General features: G+C 66.2%; 20 protein-coding genes and 1 tRNA gene. 13 read left to right on the top strand and 8 right to left on the bottom strand.

Annotation, left to right across the window (positions count from 1 at the left end; genetic code table 11):
• The first annotated feature begins 23 nt into the window (after positions 1-23).
• Positions 24-683 (top strand): ECF RNA polymerase sigma factor SigK, encoded by a 660-nt coding sequence (gene sigK / locus ACHQ4I_RS29705; protein WP_420775176.1) that lies wholly within the window; start codon positions 24-26, stop codon positions 681-683.
• On the top strand, positions 683-1,408 hold the full coding sequence (locus ACHQ4I_RS29700; RefSeq protein WP_420775175.1) for an anti-sigma factor: 726 nt from the start codon (positions 683-685) through the stop codon (positions 1,406-1,408). The genes sigK and ACHQ4I_RS29700 overlap by 1 nt, the downstream gene beginning before the upstream one ends.
• A gap of 37 nt (positions 1,409-1,445) precedes the next feature.
• Here ACHQ4I_RS29700 and ACHQ4I_RS29695 read toward each other — a convergent pair whose 3' ends face one another.
• Positions 1,446-2,276, bottom strand: a complete 831-nt coding sequence (locus ACHQ4I_RS29695; RefSeq protein ID WP_420775174.1) for an NmrA family NAD(P)-binding protein — start codon at positions 2,274-2,276, stop codon at positions 1,446-1,448.
• A gap of 66 nt (positions 2,277-2,342) precedes the next feature.
• On the opposite strand from ACHQ4I_RS29695, the gene ACHQ4I_RS29690 reads away from it, so the two are divergent.
• From ACHQ4I_RS29690 to ACHQ4I_RS29680, 3 genes are all read left to right on the top strand, one after another.
• Entirely contained in the window at positions 2,343-3,311 is a 969-nt protein-coding gene (locus tag ACHQ4I_RS29690; RefSeq protein ID WP_420775173.1) for an Lrp/AsnC family transcriptional regulator, read from the top strand.
• 85 nt (positions 3,312-3,396) lie between these two features.
• Complete coding sequence (locus tag ACHQ4I_RS29685) at positions 3,397-3,690, top strand: ArsR/SmtB family transcription factor (protein ID WP_420775172.1); 294 nt, start codon at positions 3,397-3,399, stop codon at positions 3,688-3,690.
• 20 nt (positions 3,691-3,710) lie between these two features.
• A complete protein-coding gene (locus tag ACHQ4I_RS29680; protein ID WP_420775171.1) occupies positions 3,711-4,718 on the top strand; it encodes an LLM class flavin-dependent oxidoreductase in 1,008 nt (335 codons plus the stop codon).
• A 7-nt stretch (positions 4,719-4,725) separates the two neighbouring features.
• Here ACHQ4I_RS29680 and ACHQ4I_RS29675 read toward each other — a convergent pair whose 3' ends face one another.
• Positions 4,726-5,247 (bottom strand): DUF5666 domain-containing protein, encoded by a 522-nt coding sequence (locus tag ACHQ4I_RS29675; protein WP_420775170.1) that lies wholly within the window; start codon positions 5,245-5,247, stop codon positions 4,726-4,728.
• Positions 5,248-5,369: 122 nt separating this feature from the next.
• Here ACHQ4I_RS29675 and ACHQ4I_RS29670 point away from each other — a divergent pair, with 122 nt between their 5' ends.
• Positions 5,370-6,122 carry an acyl-[acyl-carrier-protein] thioesterase gene (locus ACHQ4I_RS29670; protein ID WP_420775169.1) on the top strand — a complete coding sequence of 251 codons (753 nt, stop codon included), beginning with the start codon at positions 5,370-5,372 and terminating at the stop codon, positions 6,120-6,122.
• A 97-nt stretch (positions 6,123-6,219) separates the two neighbouring features.
• A tRNA-Pro gene (locus ACHQ4I_RS29665) sits at positions 6,220-6,296 on the top strand.
• 84 nt (positions 6,297-6,380) lie between these two features.
• On the opposite strand, the gene ACHQ4I_RS29660 is transcribed toward ACHQ4I_RS29665, so the two are convergent.
• From ACHQ4I_RS29660 to ACHQ4I_RS29645, 4 genes are all read right to left on the bottom strand, one after another.
• Positions 6,381-6,578: a hypothetical protein gene (locus tag ACHQ4I_RS29660; protein WP_420775168.1), complete on the bottom strand. Its 198-nt coding sequence runs from the start codon at positions 6,576-6,578 to the stop codon at positions 6,381-6,383.
• A complete protein-coding gene (locus tag ACHQ4I_RS29655; protein ID WP_420775167.1) occupies positions 6,575-8,779 on the bottom strand; it encodes a tetratricopeptide repeat protein in 2,205 nt (734 codons plus the stop codon). The genes ACHQ4I_RS29660 and ACHQ4I_RS29655 overlap by 4 nt, the downstream gene beginning before the upstream one ends.
• A gap of 122 nt (positions 8,780-8,901) precedes the next feature.
• Entirely contained in the window at positions 8,902-9,369 is a 468-nt protein-coding gene (locus tag ACHQ4I_RS29650; RefSeq protein WP_420775166.1) for a hypothetical protein, read from the bottom strand.
• Between the two features lie 683 nt (positions 9,370-10,052).
• Positions 10,053-10,466 carry a VOC family protein gene (locus ACHQ4I_RS29645; RefSeq protein WP_420775165.1) on the bottom strand — a complete coding sequence of 138 codons (414 nt, stop codon included), beginning with the start codon at positions 10,464-10,466 and terminating at the stop codon, positions 10,053-10,055.
• On the opposite strand from ACHQ4I_RS29645, the gene ACHQ4I_RS29640 reads away from it, so the two are divergent.
• A complete protein-coding gene (locus tag ACHQ4I_RS29640; RefSeq protein ID WP_420775164.1) occupies positions 10,437-10,778 on the top strand; it encodes a GNAT family N-acetyltransferase in 342 nt (113 codons plus the stop codon). The two genes, ACHQ4I_RS29645 and ACHQ4I_RS29640, sit on opposite strands and share 30 nt — an antisense overlap.
• 203 nt (positions 10,779-10,981) lie before the next feature.
• On the opposite strand, the gene ACHQ4I_RS29635 is transcribed toward ACHQ4I_RS29640, so the two are convergent.
• A complete protein-coding gene (locus tag ACHQ4I_RS29635) occupies positions 10,982-14,500 on the bottom strand; it encodes a CHAT domain-containing protein (protein ID WP_420775163.1) in 3,519 nt (1,172 codons plus the stop codon).
• A gap of 135 nt (positions 14,501-14,635) precedes the next feature.
• Between ACHQ4I_RS29635 and ACHQ4I_RS29630 the strand changes: the two genes are divergently transcribed.
• The 3 genes from ACHQ4I_RS29630 to ACHQ4I_RS29620 all read left to right on the top strand — a co-directional run bounded on the left by ACHQ4I_RS29630 (position 14,636) and on the right by ACHQ4I_RS29620 (position 16,902).
• Positions 14,636-14,974 (top strand): hypothetical protein, encoded by a 339-nt coding sequence (locus ACHQ4I_RS29630; protein ID WP_420775162.1) that lies wholly within the window; start codon positions 14,636-14,638, stop codon positions 14,972-14,974.
• Positions 14,975-14,980: 6 nt separating this feature from the next.
• On the top strand, positions 14,981-15,892 hold the full coding sequence (locus tag ACHQ4I_RS29625) for a hypothetical protein (RefSeq protein WP_420775161.1): 912 nt from the start codon (positions 14,981-14,983) through the stop codon (positions 15,890-15,892).
• A 215-nt stretch (positions 15,893-16,107) separates the two neighbouring features.
• Positions 16,108-16,902 carry a GNAT family N-acetyltransferase gene (locus ACHQ4I_RS29620; RefSeq protein WP_420775160.1) on the top strand — a complete coding sequence of 265 codons (795 nt, stop codon included), beginning with the start codon at positions 16,108-16,110 and terminating at the stop codon, positions 16,900-16,902.
• Between the two features lie 171 nt (positions 16,903-17,073).
• On the opposite strand, the gene ACHQ4I_RS29615 is transcribed toward ACHQ4I_RS29620, so the two are convergent.
• The gene (locus ACHQ4I_RS29615) at positions 17,074-17,811 is read right to left on the bottom strand and encodes a GntR family transcriptional regulator (protein WP_420775159.1); all 738 of its coding nucleotides are present in this window, start codon (positions 17,809-17,811) and stop codon (positions 17,074-17,076) included.
• Positions 17,812-17,904: 93 nt separating this feature from the next.
• Between ACHQ4I_RS29615 and ACHQ4I_RS29610 the strand changes: the two genes are divergently transcribed.
• Both ACHQ4I_RS29610 and ACHQ4I_RS29605 read left to right on the top strand, forming a co-directional pair.
• Positions 17,905-19,092, top strand: coding sequence for a CaiB/BaiF CoA transferase family protein (locus ACHQ4I_RS29610; protein ID WP_420775158.1), 1,188 nt, complete (start codon positions 17,905-17,907; stop codon positions 19,090-19,092).
• Positions 19,089-19,946 (top strand): HpcH/HpaI aldolase/citrate lyase family protein, encoded by an 858-nt coding sequence (locus tag ACHQ4I_RS29605; protein WP_420775157.1) that lies wholly within the window; start codon positions 19,089-19,091, stop codon positions 19,944-19,946. The genes ACHQ4I_RS29610 and ACHQ4I_RS29605 overlap by 4 nt, the downstream gene beginning before the upstream one ends.

Below are 19,946 nucleotides of genomic sequence, written 5' to 3'. Positions count from 1 at the left end.
CGCCAACTAGGTAGGAGGTGGCCATGAACCCTGATCCGGAGTTCATCGTCCTCCCCCTGCACACCGATGCCGCCGACGGCGATTCGCCCGCCGGTTACTGTTCATTGCACCGCAGTGCCGAACAAGCCGAGCACAATCGACAGTTGGTCGATCAACTCGTAGCCGTGGCGGCGGGGGATCGCGCCGCATTCACCGAGTTCTATCGCGCGACCAGTCACCGTGTCTTCGGCATGGTGGTGCGCGTCCTGCGCAGCCACGCCGAGGCCGAGGAGGTTGTGCAAGAGGTATATCTGCAGGTGTGGTCGCAGGCAGGGCGCTACGACTCCACCTTGTCCAGCCCGGTCGGGTGGCTGATGACGCTGACCCATCGGCGCGCGGTCGACCGAGTCCGTCGCGAACGCTCGGCGTCGACCCGCGACATCGTCTACGGGCATACGCATCTGGGACGTGATCACGATGTCGTTACCGAAACGGTCGACCAGCACCTCGATGCGCAGGCCGTCCTCGGCTGCCTGCAGACCTTGACCGACGTGCAGCGGGAGGCGGTGGCGCTGGCCTACTACAGCGGACGAACCTACCCCGAGGTTGCCGAAGAGCTTGATATCCCGCTGCCCACCGTCAAGAGCCGTATTCGGGACGGGCTCAAACGTCTCGCACACTGTCTGTCCGGAGGTGACAATTGATGAGCGACCACGACCGATCGGCCGCGGACTTGCTCGACCAGGCCTACCCGTACGCGCTGGATTCAGTCGACGAGATCGAGCGCTTTCGTATCGAACGCCGACTGGAGCATGTGGACGAGGCCATCGCGGCCGAGTTCACCGCCACGGTCTATGACCTGCGGGAAGTGCTGGCCTCACTCACCATTGTCGACGCCATCGCGCCGCCGCCGGAGGTCGAGAACTCATTGCTGCGGGCATTGGACGAGTCGCTCGCTGCCGAGCGCCGCCCCGTCCGCCATCGGTGGCGCGGGCGGTTGGGGTGGCTGGTGACGGCCGCCGCGGTGATCGTCGCGATCTGGGTGGGCGTCGCGGCGGTCACCTACCACGACGCGCCAGCCGCGTCGCGCGGTATGAGCGCCGATGCGGTGCTCGCGCAGCCCGATCTGCGGACGCGGTTGGTGCCGGTGTCCTCCGGCGGGTCGCTGATGGTGCGCAGCTCTGCCGAGATCGCCACCGCGCTGGTGAGTTTCAACGATGTACCCGCACCGCCGGATGGGCGCAGCTATCAGGTCTGGCTGGTGTCCGCGGACGGTGCACCGCGGTCGGTCGCGATCGTGGTGTCGGTTGCCGGATCGTCGGTGGTCACCCGCTTCGATACCGTCGATACCCTGGCCGTCACGGTCGAACCCGCGGGTGGCTCGGCCAAGCCGACCACCACACCGATCGCCAGCCTCTTGCTCGCCTGAATTCGCCTGTTCGGGTGCCGCGCAGTCGCCATCGCGATCAGCGGAAGTCGGCGCGGTGGTCGGATACCCATTCGGCCAGGGAACGCGCCGGGCGGCCGGTGAGGTCGGCGACGGTGGAGGTGGTCACCGGTCGTGGTGCGGCCATCATCTTGTCGTATCCGTCGAGCAGGACCTCGACGAACGAGTCGGGGAAGGATTCGTCCGCGAGCAGCCGCTGCCTGGCCTGGTCGCGTGTGAGTTCGGCCCAGCGCAAGGAGCGGCCGAGTACTTCGCCGATGATCCGCACCTGCTCGGCCCGGGTGAGCACTTCCGGTCCGGTCAACGTGTAAGTCGCTCCGGCGTGGCCGTTTTCGATGAGTGCGCGGGCGGCCACGGCCGCCATATCGGCCTCGTGGATCAGGCTCATCGGCAGCTCGCCGTGGATGCCGTGCACGATGTCGCCGATGCGAATTTCCTTTGCCCACCAGAGCGTGTTGACGGCGAAAGTACTCGGCCGGATCACCACCGATTCGATGCCACAGCCGTGTACCAGCTTTTCCTGCTCCTCGAAGCTCAGATCCGGGATGCCGCCGGTGCCGAGGAACACCACTCGGCGGGTGTGCTCGGCGATGATGTCGAGCGCCTTCGGTAGTTGTGCGCCGGTATGCAGCGGCCATAACAGGAAGACCCCATCGGTGCCTTCCAGGCCGTCGATGAGGGTTTCGGGTTGCGACAGTTCGGCGCGCACGACCTGCACGTCGGGCGGGAATTCGGCTGCCGCGGGGGTGCGTGTGCCCGCGCGCACGCTGTGGCCGGCTGTCCGGAGTTGGTGGACGAGTTGTTTGCCGATGTTTCCGGTGGCGGCGAGGACGAGGATCTTTTCGGTCATGCTCCGATCGTGGCGGCGCGGGAGCGGCATCTGCCAGCGTCACGGCTAATATTGTTGGAAACTGTCATGAATGGAGACCTGATGATGGATACCGTCGACCGAGGCATCATCCACGCGCTGCAGATCGACGGCCGGGCATCCTTCCGAACCATTGCCGAAATCCTGGACGTCTCCGAGAACACCGTCGCCCGCCGCTACCGTCAGCTTCGAAATGTCCACGCGCTCAGAGTGATCGGACTTGTCAATGGTCACCGCCTCGGCTACGTCCAATGGACGATCCGATTGCGCTGCACCCCGGACGCTGCCGGATCGGTCGCGAAAGCCCTTGCGGCCCGGACGGATACGTCGTTCGTCTATCTGCTCTCCGCGGGCACCGAGGTGTCCTGCACCGTGCAGACCCGCAGCACAGAGGAGCAGGAAACCCTACTGCTACACAAACTTCCGCGCACCAGCCGACTCGTGGCCATGTCCGCCCACCTCCTGCTGCGCGGCTTCGTATTGCCCGACGGTTGGCAGGGTCTGAATGCACTGACCCCCGACCAGGTCGACCACCTGCGCCCCGCCCCCGTCGACATCGAAGACGGAGCCTTGCATCTGGATGAAGGGGACAAATCCCTGCTGCGCGCCCTCAACCACGACGGCCGCACCCCCTACTCCGACCTCGCCACCGCCACCCAGTGGTCCGAAACCAAGGTCCGCCGCCGCATGGACACCATGCGGCGCAATGGAATCCTGCACTATCAACTCGATATCCCGCCCGCCGCACTCGATTTCGGCACCGAAGCCCGTCTCTGGATCGCCACCCAACCTGCCGCCACCGTCACGGTCGGCGAAGCCATGGCCAGCCACCCCGAGATTTCCTTCGCGGCGGTCACCACGGGTGCCACCAACCTGGTCGCGGCCGTGAACTGCCGCGACCCGCACGACCTCGGCCGCTACCTCACCGAACGCATCGCCGGGCTAGCGGGCATCACCACCGTCGAAACTGCTCCGGTGATCCGCACCGTCAAACGCGCGGGATCCCTGCTCCTCTGACGCCCAGCGTGCGCTGCGTCACGGTGCCGAGCCGCCGCGCACGGCGTAAGTTCGTTAATTAGCGAAATATCGAAGGGAGGTAGGTGTGCTCGACGAGTGCAAGGCGCTGGCGAACGAGACCCGGTTGCGCATCCTGGCCTGGCTCAAGGATCCGGACACGAACTTCCCGGAACGGGGACCCGACACCGCCGAACTCGGTGTATGCGTCGGTCTCATCCAGCAGAAGGCCGGGACCTCGGCTTCGACCATCTCGGCGCATCTGGCGATCCTGCAGCGCGCCGGATTCCTCAACGCCACCCGGCGCGGCCAGTGGACCTACTACCGCCGCGACGACGCCCGCATCCGGGCCTTCACCGAAGAACTCCACCGCGTTCTCTGATTTCGAAAGGCAACGTCCTTATGCCTACCGCACTGTCGATCCTCGACTTGGCGTCGATCGCCCCCGGCCGCACCGCGCGCGAAAGTTTCGATAACAGCGTCGCGCTGGCCCGGGTCGCCGAGCGCAGCGGCTACCGGCGGGTCTGGTACGCCGAACACCACAACATGCGCTCGATCGCGTCCAGCGCCACCAGCGTTCTGATCGGCCACGTCGCGGCGCATACCGACACGATTCGGCTCGGCGCGGGCGGCATCATGCTGCCCAACCATTCGCCCCTGGTGATCGCGGAGCAGTTCGGCACCCTGGAGACGTTGTATCCCGGACGCATCGACCTCGGACTCGGCCGCGCGCCGGGCAGTGACCAGAAAACCATGCTCGCGCTGCGCCGGGACCCGACATCGGCGGACTCCTTTCCCAAGGATGTGCTGGAGTTGCAGGGCTACCTGACGGGGAGAACGCGAGTGCCCGGCGTGCAGGCGGTGCCGCGGGCGGAAGGCGTTGTGCCGCTATACATTTTGGGTTCGTCACTGTTCGGTGCGCAGCTCGCCGCGCAGCTCGGTCTGCCGTATGCCTTCGCATCGCACTTCGCGCCCGACGCGCTGCACCAAGCGATCGCCGTCTACCGCGACAATTTCCGGCCGTCGGAGCAGCTGGCCGAACCGTATGTGATGGCCGGATTGAATGTGTTCGCCGCCGATGATCATGATGCGGCGGCCGAACAGAAGGCGATCGCCTACCGTGCGCGGGCACGAGCCATGCTCAGGCGGGGTGCGGCGGGTGCCGACTTCACCGACGAGGAGATCGACGCATTCCTCGCCTCGTCGAACGGCAGCCAGCTCGCCGCGATGACTCGATACACCGCGGTCGGCACACCCGCCGAAGTTCGCGCGTACCTGGAAGATTTCGCGGGCTCCATCGACGCGGACGAGCTCATCGTCGCCCATCACGCCACGGAGATCGACGACCGGCTCCGGTCGGTCGAACTCACGGGCGCGGTCATGGCCGCGGACGAGCCTGTGGTGCGTTAACCGCGGTTCAGAGCCCGCTGCCGACGATCAGGTTCGCGGTGATGGAGCCGTCGGCTTCCTTATCGCCGTGCACGACGACAGCGGCGCCGACCTTCACATTCGACACGCTGGTGCCGCTGAGGACGAGCACCTGGGTGTTGGCGTTGATGTGCACCTTGGTCGTCGCCCCCAATAGCCCTGCCACCGTCATTGTTTTGCCGTCGTTCGCGGTGACCTCGCCGATGGTCAGTCCGCGGTTGACCTGGACCGCGTTCGCTGGCACGGCGGCGGTGCTGGCGGCCGCCGATCCGCTGGTTGGTGTGGCGTCTCCGGATCGGCCCGTGAACAGGAAGCCGACCACCAACGCCAGTACGACAACGATGGTGGTTCCCACGAGCATGCCGAGATCGGGTTGGTTCGGCCGCAACCGATTCCGCGGAATTGTGATCGCGGTGAGTATTACTCGGTCGACTGCCAGCTCGGTGCCACTGGACTCCTTGGCGGGCAGGCCCTCGGGCTGGTTCGACCACGGGGTGGCCGGTGGACTCATACCTTCAACGTTAAGTAACCGAATGCGGCCGGCTATCACCACTGACGGGAGCATCGCGGCGCGCTGATCGCGTCGGCGGGTCGGCGTGCAGCCGGACGGCCGGTACCTGGCATTATCCGTTCATGGTCATTCCCAGCGTGCTGCCGGAACGCCCTGCCGTCGGAACCCCGTTCGAAACAGGTTGGCCGGTCCGGCTCGCCGACACCGACCGGGACCGACGCCTGCGCCTCGACGCCATCGCCCGCTACCTGCAGGACATCGGCTTCGAACACCTCGATGCCGTCGAGGACGGTGACGCCCACCGCGGCTGGGTGGTCCGCCGCACGGTCATCGACGTACTCAAGCCCATCGAATTCGGCGAACACGTCACGCTGCGCCGCTGGTGCTCGGCCCTGTCCAACCGCTGGTGCAATATGCGCGTCCAAATCTGCGGCAGCAAGGGGGGATTGGTGGAAACCGAGGGATTCCTGATCCATTTCGGCACCGAATCCGGCGTTCCGGCCCGCATGAGCGACCGCTTCATGGCCCCCATGCTCGCCAGCACCACCGAACACCGTCTGCGCTGGAAGGCCGCCCTCACCGACCCACTACCCGCCGGCCCCGGAGTCCAAGAGCTGCCCTTCCCGCTCCGCGTCGCCGATATCGACTGGCTCGACCACGTCAACAACGCCGTCTACCTCAGCGCACTGGAAGAAATCCTCGCCACCCACAGCGACCTCATGTCCGGCCCGCACCGCACCGTCATCGAATACACGAAACCGTTGCAGGCGGGCGAACAGGTCCGCCTCATCGGCCGCCGCGACGGCAGCGCCCTCGACGTCTGGTTCACCGTCGGCGACGAATCCCGAGCCGCCGCCCGAGTCACCCCCCGCTGACCCCTCACACCCCACCCGCCACACCGATAACCAGGCGATTCGGCGTCTCGCCCACCCCTGAGGTAATCTTTCCGAGCGCCCGAACAACAGGGCGCAACGGGCTGTGGCGCAGCTTGGTAGCGCACCTGACTGGGGGTCAGGTGGTCGCAGGTTCAAATCCTGTCAGCCCGACCAAGTCAGAGGGGGTTAGCGCTCTTCGGAGACTGTTTGGCACTTCGAATGTGCCAGCAGTGTGCCAACGCACGGAGAGCACTCACATCATCCGAAGAGCGCGGCCCCCGCCGCACGCAAGTCCTCGGGCTGCGCGTCGCTGTAGATGCTCAGCGAGACGGCAGGGTCGTGCCCGTGCCCGGCAACGCCGCCCGACTCGGTCAGAGAGAAATGCGGTGACTGACACTTTTCGGCGCGGTCGCGAGCGTGGTGTTGGGGTTTACCCCAAAAAACGACGTCCTTCACGACGATGCACCGTCATCAGCGCTGCGCAACCAGAACTTCCGCTTCTGGTTCTGCTGGTCTTCCCAATCGTCGAGCAGGATCCCGAGGATTGCCATTGCGTGGAGGTTCCCGGCGTCGGCGGCCTTCCGCAACAACGACTCTGCCGCCTTCTCGTCGCCCGGCTCGTAGAGCAGGGCTCTGAGGTTGTCCACCGCGCCGGAGTGCCCGGCGTCGGCGGCCTTGCGCAACCACGACTCTGCCCCCTTCCTGTCGCCTCGCTCGTAGAGCAGGACCCCGAGGTTGTCCATCGCGCCGGAGTGCCCGGTGTCGGCGGCTTTCCGCAACCACGACTCCGCCTCCACCCCGTCCCCTCGCTCAGCGAGTAGGACCCCGAGGTTCGACATCGCGTCGGGGTGTCCTGCGTCGGCGGCCTTCCGGTACCAGCCCTCCGCCTCTGCCCGGTCTTCCCGCTCGACGAGCAGAACCCCGAGGCTGTACATCCCGTCGGGGTACCCGGCGTCGGCGGACTTCCGCAACCACGACTCCGCCTCTGCCCGCTCTCCCCGCTTGACGAGCAGAACCCCGAGGTTCGACATCGCGCCGGAGTGCCCGACATAGGCGGCCTTCCGATACCATGCCTCCGCCTCTGCCCGCTCTCCCCGCTTGACGAGCAGGACCCCGAGGTTGTACATCGCGCCGAGGTGCCCGACGTCGGCGGCCTTCCGATACCATGCCTCCGCCCCCTCCCGGTCTCCCCGCTTGTTCAACCGGACCCCGAGGTTGTACATCGCGTCGGGGTTCCCGGCGTCGGCGGCCTTGCGGTACCAGTCCTCCGCCTCTGCCAGGTCTCCCTGCTGAGTGAGCAGGACCGCGAGGTTGTACATCGCGCCGGGAAACCCGGTGTCGGAGGCATTCCGCAACCACGACTCCGCCTCCACCCCGTCCCCCCGCTCGACGAGCAGGACCCCGAGGCTCATCATCGCGCCGGGGTGTCCGGCGTCGGCGGCCTTGCGGTACCAGTCCTCCGCCTCTGCCCGGTCTCCCTGCTCGGTGAGCAGGACCCCGAGGTTCCACATCGCGTCGAGGTGCCCGGCGTCGGCAGCCTTGCGCCACAGTGTGCCCGCGATGGAGGTGTTCGCACGGAAAAAGGCGACAGTCCCGACCGTCGTCAGAATCTCGGGGTCGGCGTCGTGGGTCGCTCGGTGCCAGAACGCATCCGGGATAGGTCGCCGGCTGTGGCCGTTTTGACCGCCGTCGGCGGCGACGAGGTAGTCGAACGGCCGGTACCCGCGCATTCCGCCGTCGAGGTAGCGGGTGTGCAACGCCGCCGCCCGGCCCGCCCCCTGCGGGGGTGTCCGCGCGGCCGTGATCGCAGCGCGCACCGTCTCATCAGTCGTATCCAGTTCCGGACGGGTCTCCCGCAACCATTGGATCGCGAAATCGGTGAGAGCGGCCTCGGGAATCGGCTCGGATCGCCCTATCCGTGCCCAGTCGACCGCTACCGCGATCACAGCATGCTCGATCGGGTCGGCCGCCCGCGCGTCGTCGTAACGTGCCAGCAACTCCGGCGCCCCCGCCAGCACCTCACCCAGCCCGTAACCGTCGAATGCCTGCCCGGGGTACGCGGCCGCGGCCGCGGCTGACTCGGCAGGATCGTCGCTGGTGGAGGCCAGATCGATCAGCAGCGCCTGTTCCAGCAGCATACGAGTCTCACGCCCCAGTTCGCCGTCACCGCGCAACTGGGCACGCATCTCCGACCGCAACGTCGCCACCACCAGCGTCCGGCCCCGGCGAGCGGTCAGCCGAGCCAGCTCGGCAGGAGTCAGGGAATTCGGGCCGGACAGATACTCGTGCAGGTCATCCAGCCACACCACGACCGTGTCTGCGCTTGCGGCCAGGCGAGGATCCACAGCCAGCTCACCGATCCCGCCGTGCACCGGCCACACCACCCGCGCACCCGGATCGAAGGCATGGACCGCCTCGAACAGGGTGCGGGTCTTGCCCGCCTTGGACGGCCCCACCACGATCACCATCCGGGAGCCGGTCAACGCCTCGGCCAGCCGGGTATCGACCCGGTTCGCCGTCCGCGCGACATACCGGTCACGCACGCCATGCTCGGCGGGTCCACCGAACGCCGAACTGGTCGCCCCCAACAGATACGGGTCCAGCTCACCGACCGTCGGCAGGTCCTCGCGACCGAATACACGGACCAGCTCCCGCAACGGCCGCCGCACCACCGCGCCGCCCGAGGTGGTGACCGTGACGTCACCGTAGAAGGTGCTCCCAGCAATGTCGACGTTCCCGCCGCCGGTGGGGGCAGATGGCGCGGAGCTGCTGCCAGGGATCAGTCCCGCGCCGTGGTGGGGTCCGGCAGCGCCTGGAAACCCGCACGGATTCCGCTGATCTCGGTCGCACCGGTGATCGTGCCACCGGTGACGCGAACCCCGTCACCGGTCGAGTCGATATCGGTGATCTTCAACGCCTCGGCGATGTGATCACGAACCTCCGCACCCACCACGACATGCGGAGCGTGCTGCTGCAGCGCCTCCAGCACCGCCACCGCCGCAGCAGCCAGCTCCGCATCCCCCGCAGCGCCGGCATCTTCGAGATCTTCGGCCAGGGAAGCCTTCTTCGACTCCGAGTCGGGTTTACGCTCCACCCCCGACATATCCACATCCTTGTACTTACGCGAGATCAGACTCTTCAACCCGGTATAGGCGTCCTTCACCGCCTGCGCCGCAGTGTCTTTCACCCCCGCTGCCGCGCCCGCGGCGATCGCCGCAACCACCGCTGCCGTCACAGGATCCACCACGGTAAACCTCCCACTCCCCGAATACCGGCCCGCCACCAACCCGGTGCACCCCCGCCAAGATAGCCGAAAAGCACCGTCCCCGTAGTCGTTCGAATCGATGACAGGCACAAAGGACCCGAAGCTTCTGTCCGGCTGGGGCCTACTCCAACCGGACGGCACCGGCAGCGTCGCCAAGACCGGACCATCACACCTGCCGCCCCAGCTGCGGGCCAAACCCGAACGAAACCCATCACCCCACCCGCTCGAGCGCCTTGGTGAAAACGGATGGCGCCGGCCGCCTTTTCGCCGAGAGTCACCGGATCGAGGCGTGGACGTTCCCGCAATGGATGCACCCACAGCCGCCGCGGGTCCACGGAAACGCGCTGCCGAGATCGGATGTGTGAGTGGGGAACTCGTAACCTCGTCGCCAACCGGTTTGACGAGCACGCGGCCCGGGTCACCGTCGACCGCCACATCGACAACCCGGAACCGTGACACACCCTTCTCGCCGAGTTCGGCCAGTCGCCTAGCTTGATCTCCATTTGTCGCAGCTGGATTAGGACCGGTTGCCGTAGAAGGCGGTCCAGTCGCGCGCGGGACCGCTGGTGTAGGCGGGGGTGCCGGGCATGCTTCTCTGTTGGCCCACGCGCGTCGGCGCGCTGCCTCACCATTCCGGAGCGCAAGGCGATGGGGCTCAGCGGCGATTACCTCGGAGCAACTAACTCGAGCGCAATGTTGTCGGGGTCGCGGAACTCCAAGATGTAACTGACGCCGATGTCTTTGATGTCCTCATGCGCGACCCCGCAGGCATCGAGGTGCGCGGCAGCGGCTTCCAGGTCAGCGAGTGAGTCGACCGAGAAAGCGAGATGGTCGAGGCCGACGCGGTTCTCGTCGAACCGATCGTTCCCAGCTGGGCGCAGTCCGATCAATCCATGTTCCATTCGGTAGATCACCCCGCCATGGAGAAAACTGAGCCGCTGCCGTGTTGCGTCGTCCGCATCGGCGGGGATCTCCAGTGCTACAGGCCATCCGAAGACCTTTTCGTAGAAGGCCCTCGACCGGCGGATATCGCACACCGTCAGTCGGATATGTGCAACGGATTCCGCAGAAATCGGCATACCACCGATGCTTACACAGCATGTTCCTACTCGCTGGTTGAATCCCCCGGCGAGTCCGGAGACTTGACGGTGCTCGCCGGCTTCGGACGTGCCGCAGTCCTGCAGGCAGCAAAAATCCGCGCCGTGGCCGTGCTGCCCGGCTACGAGCGCCACGGAGTTGAAACGGCACTACTGCGCCGAGCGGTCACTACTTGCCCGCGAGGCGGGTGCGAACATCGTGTACGGCCAATTCGACACCAGCACAGCAGGACTGGCCCAATTCAATGGGGGAACGATTGTGGCCACTGTTCTTTCGTGTCCGGCGTGGTGTGAGTGGCATCGCGATCTAGATGAGCCGGGTGATTGTGGTGTGCATTGCGGTCCGGACACACTCTGGTTCAGGACATGACATGCGCAAGAATTCGCCGTTGTCACTGGATGATGCGGCCGAACTCGAGCCGTTCACCGGGAGCCAGGGCCCAGTGCTACCGCCTGCCGTCGTCGGCTGAGATTCGGCGACTATGACTTTCGACGATCTAGGGGCCGCTGTGGATGAGTGCCGCCCAGAGGTCGGGACGGTCGGGGTACTGCGCACGCAGGCTGCGGGAGGTGCGGTGAAGTGCGACAGCGGCGTGGTCTGCGGTGGGAGTTGGGGGCAAGTGTTCGTAGAAGTCGGTGGCACTGATGGCGGCGATGTCGTCGGCGAGGGGCCAGAGGCTGGCGATGACATGTCGGAATCCAGCGAGGTGGAACGCTGATGCCGGGTGAAGGGATTCATCGGCATGCCCGATCCCGCGGTGCGCGGTGGAACAAGCGGACAGGTAGACCAGCTCGGCCTCGGCGAGTTGGAGTCGGCTGATCTCGGGTAGGGACAGCGTTCCGTTGTGCAGACGCAATCCGCCTCGCGAAGGAGCGGTGAAATCGACACTGGCGTGACAGGCGAAGTGTGCCCAACTGGCCCGCGGAAGGGCCGCAAGAACGTGATCGGTGGTCGCGGAATCGTCGAGAAGAAGCGGGATGTCGGGGTGGTGTGCGTGCAGGGAGGTGGCTTCGTCGACAGTTCCGGGCAGGTCCGGCAAGCCGGGCGTGTGATGCAGCGCGACTGTCAGTTGGCGGCGCACGGTGGCGGGCGCTCGCCCGCGGGCATGAACCAGGGCGCGCAAAGTGGGGACGTAGGAGGAGATCACGGTGTCGAGGGCCCCGGGATGTCCATCGTGACCGGCGGCATGCAGCGGGAAGAGGCCGAGCAGTCCGATGGGCAGCCACCACACCCGCGGCAGTGACGCATCGGTGCGGGCAGGCAACAGTCCGGTCCGGAGGACGGGGTGGACGACCGCATCCCAGAGCCAGCCGAGAATCTCCGGTATCACACGCCGGCGCCGCAGCATTGCCACGAGGCTGTCGCCCTCGCTGGCGTCCAGCAGCATCTGAGTGTGGGCAACGACGTCAGCGAACGCAAGGTCGGGCAACCGCACGGCGACCGGATCGGTGTCAGCGCCAATGACGATCGCGTCGCTGCGATTTCGCCCGGCATTGACCATGATCGCGGTGCCCTCGGCGAGGGCGGGGTGCAGGTCGCTCAGACGCGGCGGCAACAGGAATCGGTCGAAGCCGTCTCGCTGGCGGATCTGCTTCAGCAGCTCATCGTGTTCTGTCCACCAGCGACGGCGTTCTCCGATCCAATCGGTGGCTCGAGCGGTTGCTCCGCCGGGGGCATTGTCGGGCGTTCGGTCGGTGTTGAGCATCGCCCGAACTCGCCGGAAGCGTTCGGCCAGATCGTGGTGGGCTCGGTCGAGATCGGTGAGGTCGGTGCGCGAATCCAGTTGAGCGGCCAGCAATACGCCGCGTCCCAATTCGCTGACCTCGACCGCACCCACCGTGTCGTTGAGCGCACAATGGGCGGCGATGGCCTCACCGACCAGGCCAAGATGTCGGCCGAGACGGTGTTCCTGGTCGGCCCACTGCGATTCCCGCGACACTACCGAAGGCATCAGCGCCACAGCGCCATCCAGCACTGTCGCCGCGAGTCGGTGCTCGTTGACGGCGTGTGCCAGGAACCCCACTCCACTTCCTGCCCGAACCCGATGGACCGGCGGCGCGGTCACCGCAGCAGCAACCTGATCGGCAAGGGTGTGCAGGGTCTCCCGGTCCACGGCCTGGCCGCCCAGATTCAATCGGACCTGATAGGCGTACGCGAGGTTGGACAGCATCACCGCCCGTCCAGGGTGATCGGCCGACAGAGTGGACACCGCTTGCCGACCGGTCTCGATCGCGCGATCGATATCGGCGGGTGCCCGGTGCCGCTCGTAGCGCAGCAAGTAAGAGTTCCCGAGATTGGTGTACGCGATCGCTCGGTCGGGGTGGTCGGTGCGAGTGGCGGCCACCGCCTGTTCGCCTGCCTGGATGGCCTGATCCAGGTCATCGGGTATCCCGTGACGTTCATATCGCGTTCGGTAGGCGTTGCCGAGATTGGACAGATACTTCGCCCGATCGGGGTAGTCGTGGGATGCGGCGATCACCGCCTGCCTGCCGACCTCGATCGCCCGATCCAGATCGGCCGGTGCCCAACGCTGGTCGTGGCGCGCGAGATAGGCGTTGCCGAGGTTGGACAGGTACTGCGCGCGGTCGGGGTGGTCGTGCGGTGTGGCGGTCACCGCCTGCTCGCCGACCTCGATCGCGCGGTCCATATCGGCTAGTACTCCGCTGTGTGTGAATCGCGACTGGTAGGCGTTGCCGAGGTTGGACAGGTACTGCGCGCGGTTGGGGTGGTCGTGCGGTGTGGCGGTCACTGCCTGCTCGCAGATATCGACCGCGCGTTCCAGGTGGGCCAACACCCCACTGTGGGTGAATCGGGTGTGGAACACGGCTCCCAGTGATGCCAACATCCCCGCGCGCTCGGTGTGGCCCACGGGTGTGGCAGCCAGCGCCTGCTCGCCCAGTTCGACCGCTCGGTCGAGGTCATCGCGACCGCCGAGGCGCTCGAATCGCCGCAGGTGGGCATGGCTGAGACTGGTCAGCGTCACCGCGTGGGCGGGGTGGCCAACGGGTACAGCGGTCACTGCCTGACGTGACACCTCGATCGCTCGGTTCAAGTCGTCGTAGTCGCCGTAGCGCTCCAACCGCGTTTGGTAGGCATCGCCGAGGTTGGCCAGCATGGCCGACCGGTTGGCATCATCGGAGGGTAGCGCGAGTGCCGCTTGCTCGCCGATCTCGATCGCTCGGTCCAAGTCGTCTCGGCTCCCAAGGCTGCGGAATCGCATCCGATAGGCCAGACCCAGGTTGGACAGTGCCCCTGCCCGGCTGATGTGGTCTGGGTGCCCGACGGCCACCGCCTGCTCACCCACCGCGATGGCTCGGTCGACGTCGTCGCGACCACCGAAGCGCTCGTAGCGCACCTGGTAGGCCAGGCCCAGGTTGGACAATGCACCCATGCGCTCGGAGTGGCCCACAGGTGCGGCGGCCACCGCCTCTTCCCCGACCTGAACCGCCCGATCCAAGTCGTCGAGCCCCCCACGCTGCTCATAACGCATTCGGTAGGCGACACCGCAGGTCGACAGCATCCACGCCCGGTCGGGGTGTGCTGTATGGGTGGCGGCCAAGGCCGACGTGAGCAGGTTGAGCGCAACGTCGAGAAGAACTGGATCGGTCGTGGTTTCGGCGTACTGCCGTATCCGTGCGGCGAGGTCGGCTTGGGCGACCGGATCGGCGGCCTCACCGAGGATGTTGTGCAGCACTTCAGGGATCGCCTCGATACCGAGGTGGGCTATCGGCTCAACGAGGACGATGGCGCGAGCGAGTTCTTGAACGTCGGGTCCGTCGGGTAGCACCATGTACCGCAGGGTGTGCAGCGTTCCCAAGATGTTTCGGGCCACGACGAGTCGCTCGCTGTCCTCGAGCGAGGGGTGATCCGGGTCGGTGGGCTGAGCGGCCGACCACAGCTCGGCGGCGGCATCGTCCAGCGCCGTGTCATCGAGTATGGCGGTGTCGATCGTCTCGCCTCGGTTATGGGTGAGGATTCGCTCGAGTAGCTTCCTCAGTAGCTCGTTATACGACAAGGTCGAGCCCCCCTCGTGCGGTACTCCAGGCTGCAGTTCCCAGATCGGCCCCGTTAGTGCATTATGCACTTACCGAGGGTGTTTCAGGTGAACTAGCCCACCTCTGCGGCGCTAGTTGGAACGGGGGGTGACGTGGTGGAAAGTGCTGAGCGGCAGGCGTTGTCGATGCTGTGTAGGGAGCTGGGCGCGTTGCGCGCAGAGTGCGCCCGCCAGTCCGAGGACCGCCAACAGTTGCTGGCACGCATCGAAGACGAGGCTCGGGCACGCCGCCCCATCATGGTGCTGTTGAGCCAACTGTTGGGCACCAATGCGCGGCAGATGATCGCTGTGGGCTTGCCCGGACTAGGTTCCGGCCAGCCGGATGAGGAATCGTTCGGTTGCCCGGACGGCGCCTGCAATCGACAATCCAGCACGCTGCCGGCCGGGCCGGTGCCACGCTGTCTGCTCACCGACATCCCGATGAAACGGCGGTAGAACCGCGTGGGTACCTTCTTCCAGGAGCTGGCCAAGAAGCTTGCCGAACGGTGGGTGACCCTTCTGGTGATCCCCGGCGCGCTACTCCTCGCCACGGTACGGATCGGTATCCGATTGCGGCACCAGCACGCCTTGGACTGCACGCGCCTTGGCGCGATCGCATCCGAGACCGCTACTTGGATCACACGGCAGTCCACGGGCAGCCAGGCCGTCCTGCTTGTCGCGGTGTTGTTGAGCGCCGCCGGGGCTGGACTGGCAGTCCAAGCTCTCGCAGGCGCGATCCGGCGGATCTGGCTCGGTTCGTGGCCAGGATCGCAGACTCTGGTGCAACGCACGCTGGTGGACAATCGACGCCGACGCTGGCGCGACCGTGTGGCCGATCGCCGCCGGCTCGAACAAGCCACCCCACGGGCCTCCCGCACTCCCGAGCAGCAACTGGCAATCAACACTGCGGCAGCGAGAGTCAATCGCATCGCCTTGGCCGAACCTGGCCGGCCCACCTGGATGGGCGACCGCATCCATGCGCTGGAATACACAGCGGCCAACCGCTACGGCCTGGACCTGACCTTCGCCTGGTCGCGCTTGTGGCTCGTCATACCCGATGCGGCTCGCACTGAGATCACTACAGCCAACGCCGCGTTCGCTGCAGCGGTGGCCATCGGAACCTGGGCTTGGCCCTACCTACTACTGGGCACAGTGTGGTGGCCCGCCGCACTCATCGGCATCGGAATCGGGACCACCGGATGGGTCCGAGCACGCGCCGCGATCGCCGACTTGACCACCCTGTCCGAAGCCGCCCTCGATCTACACGGCCGCGACCTCGCCACCGCACTCGGGGCGGCCGAACCCGACCGTGTCGGCCCGCTCACCATCACCGAAGGAGAGAAAGTCACCGCACTCATCCGCAAGGGCCGTTGACCGACCGCAGCTGTCATACCTCTGACCGCAGGAAAAAGTATTGCGCTGCAGCTGAAGTCGACAAATTCTCACCCTGCGGGCAGTGTCGTCAGTGACTGCAGCGAGACCCCCGCGTTGACCAGTGCGGTGGCGAAGGAGTGCCTCGTCTCCGCAGAGGCCCTTGTGCAGGCAAGTCCGTGTCGTAACACACAGCGACTGACTCGGAGAGTGGCGGTATGGATTGGGTGAGGTTGGGTGCCGAATTGGATGCGGTGTCAAGGCAATACGCGCATCGGCACGGGTTTCGTCGGACCGGCGAATGGCTGATGCTGAAGGTCGCCGAGGAAGCTGGCGAGTTGGTGCAGTGGTTTCTGGCCGCGTCCGGGCAAGGCCGCCCCCGCGGCAAATCACCTGCCGAGCTCGAGGATGCGGTCGATGACGAGATCGCGGACGTGATCTGTCATGCCCTGCTGTTGGCGCACCACCGCGGCACCGATGTCCAGGCTGTGATCGACCGAAAATGGCTGCGTCGCACGGACAATCATCCACAAGCACCGGCAGCGACGATGCTGGGCGAAGATCCCGACCTCCCACGCGCCGAGGTGGGGGAGTCAGCGCGGATTGTTGAACGCGTGCCGACGGTGGTCGAGTACCGGGCGCTGCGGGCCTCGGTCGGCTGGAAGGCCCCGGCAGCCGCCGAGTGCGAATCCGCGTTGGCCGCTTCGCTGTACAGCGTGGTAGCCGAGATCGGCGGGACGGCGGTCGGGATGGCCCGGGTAATCGGCGATGGCATCTATGCGGTCGTTGTGGATGTTGTCGTCACCGATGGCTATCAGCGGTGCGGGATCGGCGGATCAATGATGGATTCGATTGTCGGCTGGGCGACTCGGAGCCGGATCGCGCACGTTGGTCTGGTCGCCGACGATGCGGTGGCCGGATTCTACGACCGATGGCCGATGCGCGCCACCGGGCAGTTCCTGCGGTTGGATGGAAATGAGCAGTTCGATAACAGCACTCAGTCGGAGAGTTGACGGCGTCGGTCAGCGCGGTGGCGGTGGTTTTGCCGCTGAGCCGCGGACTGTTGCCGTGGCGGGGAGGTCGATATAGAGGCGTCGGCAGCCTGGATGGGCGGCGAAGAGGGGTTCGAGCGGTGTGAGTCAGGCCGGACTCTGGAAGATCAGAATGTCGTGGCCGTGTCGATTCTAGGCCTCGGTGCGCTGCTGAATCATCGCAAGCCGGGTCGAGGCCGCGAGCCGAACCTGTTGCGCCATATGGGTTTCGGCGCCTTCGGCATCTCCGGCTTCGAGCAGGGCGAGCAGCCGGGCGTGCGATTCCACGGCCTGGCTGGCGACCTTCGGGTTCGACCAAACCGATTGGGCGAGGGGGATGGGGTGGCTTTCCCAGATCCACTGCAGATGGCGGGCGATGATGGAGCGGCCGCCGACGCGCGCGATCTGGGCGTGAAATTCACGGCTGGTAGCGGCCATTCGTGCGGCGTCGCCCACGTCCAGCGCGGCGCGCAGTTCCCGATGGATGTCGTGCAGTCGTGCCAGCTCAGTGGGGGAGATGGACTTGGCGGCAAGTCGGGCGGCCAGGCCCTCGACGGTGGCTCGGAGCAAGTAGAGTTCCTCCAACTCGCCGGCGGCCAGTTCGGCGACTTTGGCGCCGAAATTCGATTCGTAGACCACCAATCCGACTGATTCGAGATTGCGCAGCGCCTCGCGCACCGGGGTGATCGAGACACCGAGCCGCTCGGCAACCTTGTCCTGCAGGATCGGGGTGCCGGGAGGCATTGCGCCGCTGAGGATTTCCGATCGCAGCACGTCCTGAACATAGCTGGCTCGGCTGCCGGGGGGCTTGACGCTGGCGTAGGTCAGGTCTGGGCCGGTCAGCCTGGGCCGTGCCGCTCCAGTTGCGGCGGACGCACTGCGTCGTGCCATCGAAGGCTCCTGTTCTGGGTCGCTGTCTGTCCTGATCGTAATCCCTCCAACGACCTCTTGACGCCTCATCTTATAACTTATAAGTTAATGCCCATGATGTGCCCTGAGTCACTGAAAGTGGTGGATGCCGCGACGCTGTTCGCGGGTCCACTGGCGGCGACGATGCTGGCGGATTTCGGCGCCGACGTCGTCAAGATCGAACACCCGCGCCGTCCGGATCCCAGTCGTGGTCACGGCGCCAGCAAGGACGGGGTGGGATTGGTCTGGAAACAGTTGGGCCGCAATAAGCGCCCAGTCGGAATCGATCTGTCGAGGCAGGACGGACAGGCGATCGCCCGGGCACTGCTGGCCGAGGCCGATGTGTTGATCGAGAACTTCCGGCCCGGCACGCTCGAGCGCTGGAACCTCGGGCCGGACGTGCTGCACGAACTCAACCCGCGGCTGGTGATAGCCCGGGTCACCGCCTTCGGGCAGTTCGGGCCCCGCTCGCACGAGCCTGGTTTCGGCACCCTGGCCGAGGCCATGAGCGGATTCGCCGCTATGACCGGTCAGCCGGACGGGCCGCCGACTCTGCCGCCGCTGGCCCTTGCCGATGGAATCGCAGGGCTGGCTACGGCTTTCGCGATCATGGTGGCGCTGGCTCAGCGGGAGCGCACCGACCGTGGGCAAGTGGTCGACCTGGCCATCATCGAACCGATCCTCATGATGCTCGGCGCGCAGATCACCAGCTACGACGCGTTGGGCGCCGTGCCGCGCCGCACCGGAAACCGTTCGGACAACAATGCGCCCCGCAATATCTATCGCAGTCGGGATGGGCGTTGGCTGGCGGTCTCGACCAGTGCCCAGTCGATCGCAGAACGCGTGATGACCCTCGTCGGCCGTCCGGACCTGGTGGAGCAACCGTGGTTCAAGAGCGGCTACGGCAGGGTCCAGCACGTCGAGGAGGTGGATGGCGCGGTCGCGGATTGGATCGCCCAGCGTGACGCGGCCGAGGTCGTCGAGGCGTTCACCGATGCGCAGGCGGCTATCTCGCCGGTCTACGATATCGCCGACATCTTCGGGGATCCGCAGTACAAGGCGCTGGAAACCATTGTGCGACTACCGGATCCGGATCTCGGCACGGTCGCGATGCAGAACGTGCTGTTCCGCCTGTCGGACACCCCCGGCACCATTCGCTGGCCCGGCCGGGCGCCAGGAGCCGACACCGACGAGATACTCGGCTCGCTGGGCTTTTCCAGCGAACAGATTCGCCAGTGGCGCGCAACCGGAGCGGTGGCATGAGGTATCCGGGAACCTGGCTATACGTTCCCGGCGATCGGCCCGACCGGATGGACAAAGCCGTCGCGTCCGGCGCCGCGATCGTGGTCCTCGACCTACAGGACGCGGTGGCAGAAGACCGCAAGCAGCAGGCTCGCGACGCGGTCGCGGACTTCCTCGCACGAATCGAACCCGATACCTTCTCGACACGGATTCATGTGCGGGTCAACAATATTCGTTCCGAGGCGGGGCGGCGTGATCTCGACGCCATCGCTGGGCTGCGAGCCCTCGCCGGTATTCGCCTGCCCCGAATCGAGTCCATCGCGGACATCGAAGCCGCCACCCGTATCGTGCGTGCGGGGGGAGCGCAGGCCGAATTCCACTGTCTGATCGAGACCGCGTTGGGCATCGAGAACGCGTATCAGATCGCCTCGGCACCCGGCGTCGTCGCGATCTCCCTGGGGGAGGGTGACTTACGCGTTGAACTGGGTGCCCTGGACGAACAGGCATTGGTATGGGCGCGCAGCCGGATCGTCGTTGCGGCGGCTGCCGCCCAGTTGCCGCCGCCCGCGATGGCCGTTTTCGGGAATGTGAAAGATGTTGCGGGACTGCGTGAGTCCTGTTTGCGCGGTCGCCGTTTGGGTATGCGCGGCCGCTCGGCCATTCATCCCGCACAGTTGCCTGTCATCGCCGACGCGTTCCGTCCCACGGACACCGAGGTCGAGCAGGCGCGGCGCGTCGTCGCCGCGGCGGACGCCCATTCGGGCGGATTCGCTTTGGAAGATGGCACATTCGTTGATCAGCCGGTCGTCGCCGCGGCCCGGCTGACGCTCGAATGGGCCCAGCTCTACCCACCGCTCGAGTACACAAGGTCGTGA

The sequence above is a fragment of the Nocardia nepalensis genome (genome assembly GCF_048910785.1).
Lineage (GTDB): Bacteria > Actinomycetota > Actinomycetes > Mycobacteriales > Mycobacteriaceae > Nocardia > Nocardia nepalensis.
The sequence above is the reverse complement of the archived record's forward strand: the minus strand, read 5'-3'. Positions and strand labels throughout refer to the sequence as shown.

Bases quoted from the DNA above. Each gene is read 5' to 3' on its own strand.
- sigK (WP_420775176.1), top strand. From the start codon at position 24: ATGAACCCTGATCCGGAGTTCATCGTCCTCCCCCTGCACACCGATGCC.
- ACHQ4I_RS29700 (WP_420775175.1), top strand. From the start codon at position 683: ATGAGCGACCACGACCGATCGGCCGCGGACTTGCTCGACCAGGCCTAC.
- ACHQ4I_RS29695 (WP_420775174.1), bottom strand. From the start codon at position 2,276: ATGACCGAAAAGATCCTCGTCCTCGCCGCCACCGGAAACATCGGCAAA.
- ACHQ4I_RS29690 (WP_420775173.1), top strand. From the start codon at position 2,343: ATGAATGGAGACCTGATGATGGATACCGTCGACCGAGGCATCATCCAC.
- ACHQ4I_RS29680 (WP_420775171.1), top strand. From the start codon at position 3,711: ATGCCTACCGCACTGTCGATCCTCGACTTGGCGTCGATCGCCCCCGGC.
- ACHQ4I_RS29675 (WP_420775170.1), bottom strand. From the start codon at position 5,247: ATGAGTCCACCGGCCACCCCGTGGTCGAACCAGCCCGAGGGCCTGCCC.
- ACHQ4I_RS29670 (WP_420775169.1), top strand. From the start codon at position 5,370: ATGGTCATTCCCAGCGTGCTGCCGGAACGCCCTGCCGTCGGAACCCCG.
- ACHQ4I_RS29640 (WP_420775164.1), top strand. From the start codon at position 10,437: ATGTGCAACGGATTCCGCAGAAATCGGCATACCACCGATGCTTACACA.
- ACHQ4I_RS29645 (WP_420775165.1), bottom strand. From the start codon at position 10,466: ATGCCGATTTCTGCGGAATCCGTTGCACATATCCGACTGACGGTGTGC.
- ACHQ4I_RS29620 (WP_420775160.1), top strand. From the start codon at position 16,108: ATGGATTGGGTGAGGTTGGGTGCCGAATTGGATGCGGTGTCAAGGCAA.
- ACHQ4I_RS29615 (WP_420775159.1), bottom strand. From the start codon at position 17,811: ATGGCACGACGCAGTGCGTCCGCCGCAACTGGAGCGGCACGGCCCAGG.
- ACHQ4I_RS29610 (WP_420775158.1), top strand. From the start codon at position 17,905: ATGATGTGCCCTGAGTCACTGAAAGTGGTGGATGCCGCGACGCTGTTC.
- ACHQ4I_RS29605 (WP_420775157.1), top strand. From the start codon at position 19,089: ATGAGGTATCCGGGAACCTGGCTATACGTTCCCGGCGATCGGCCCGAC.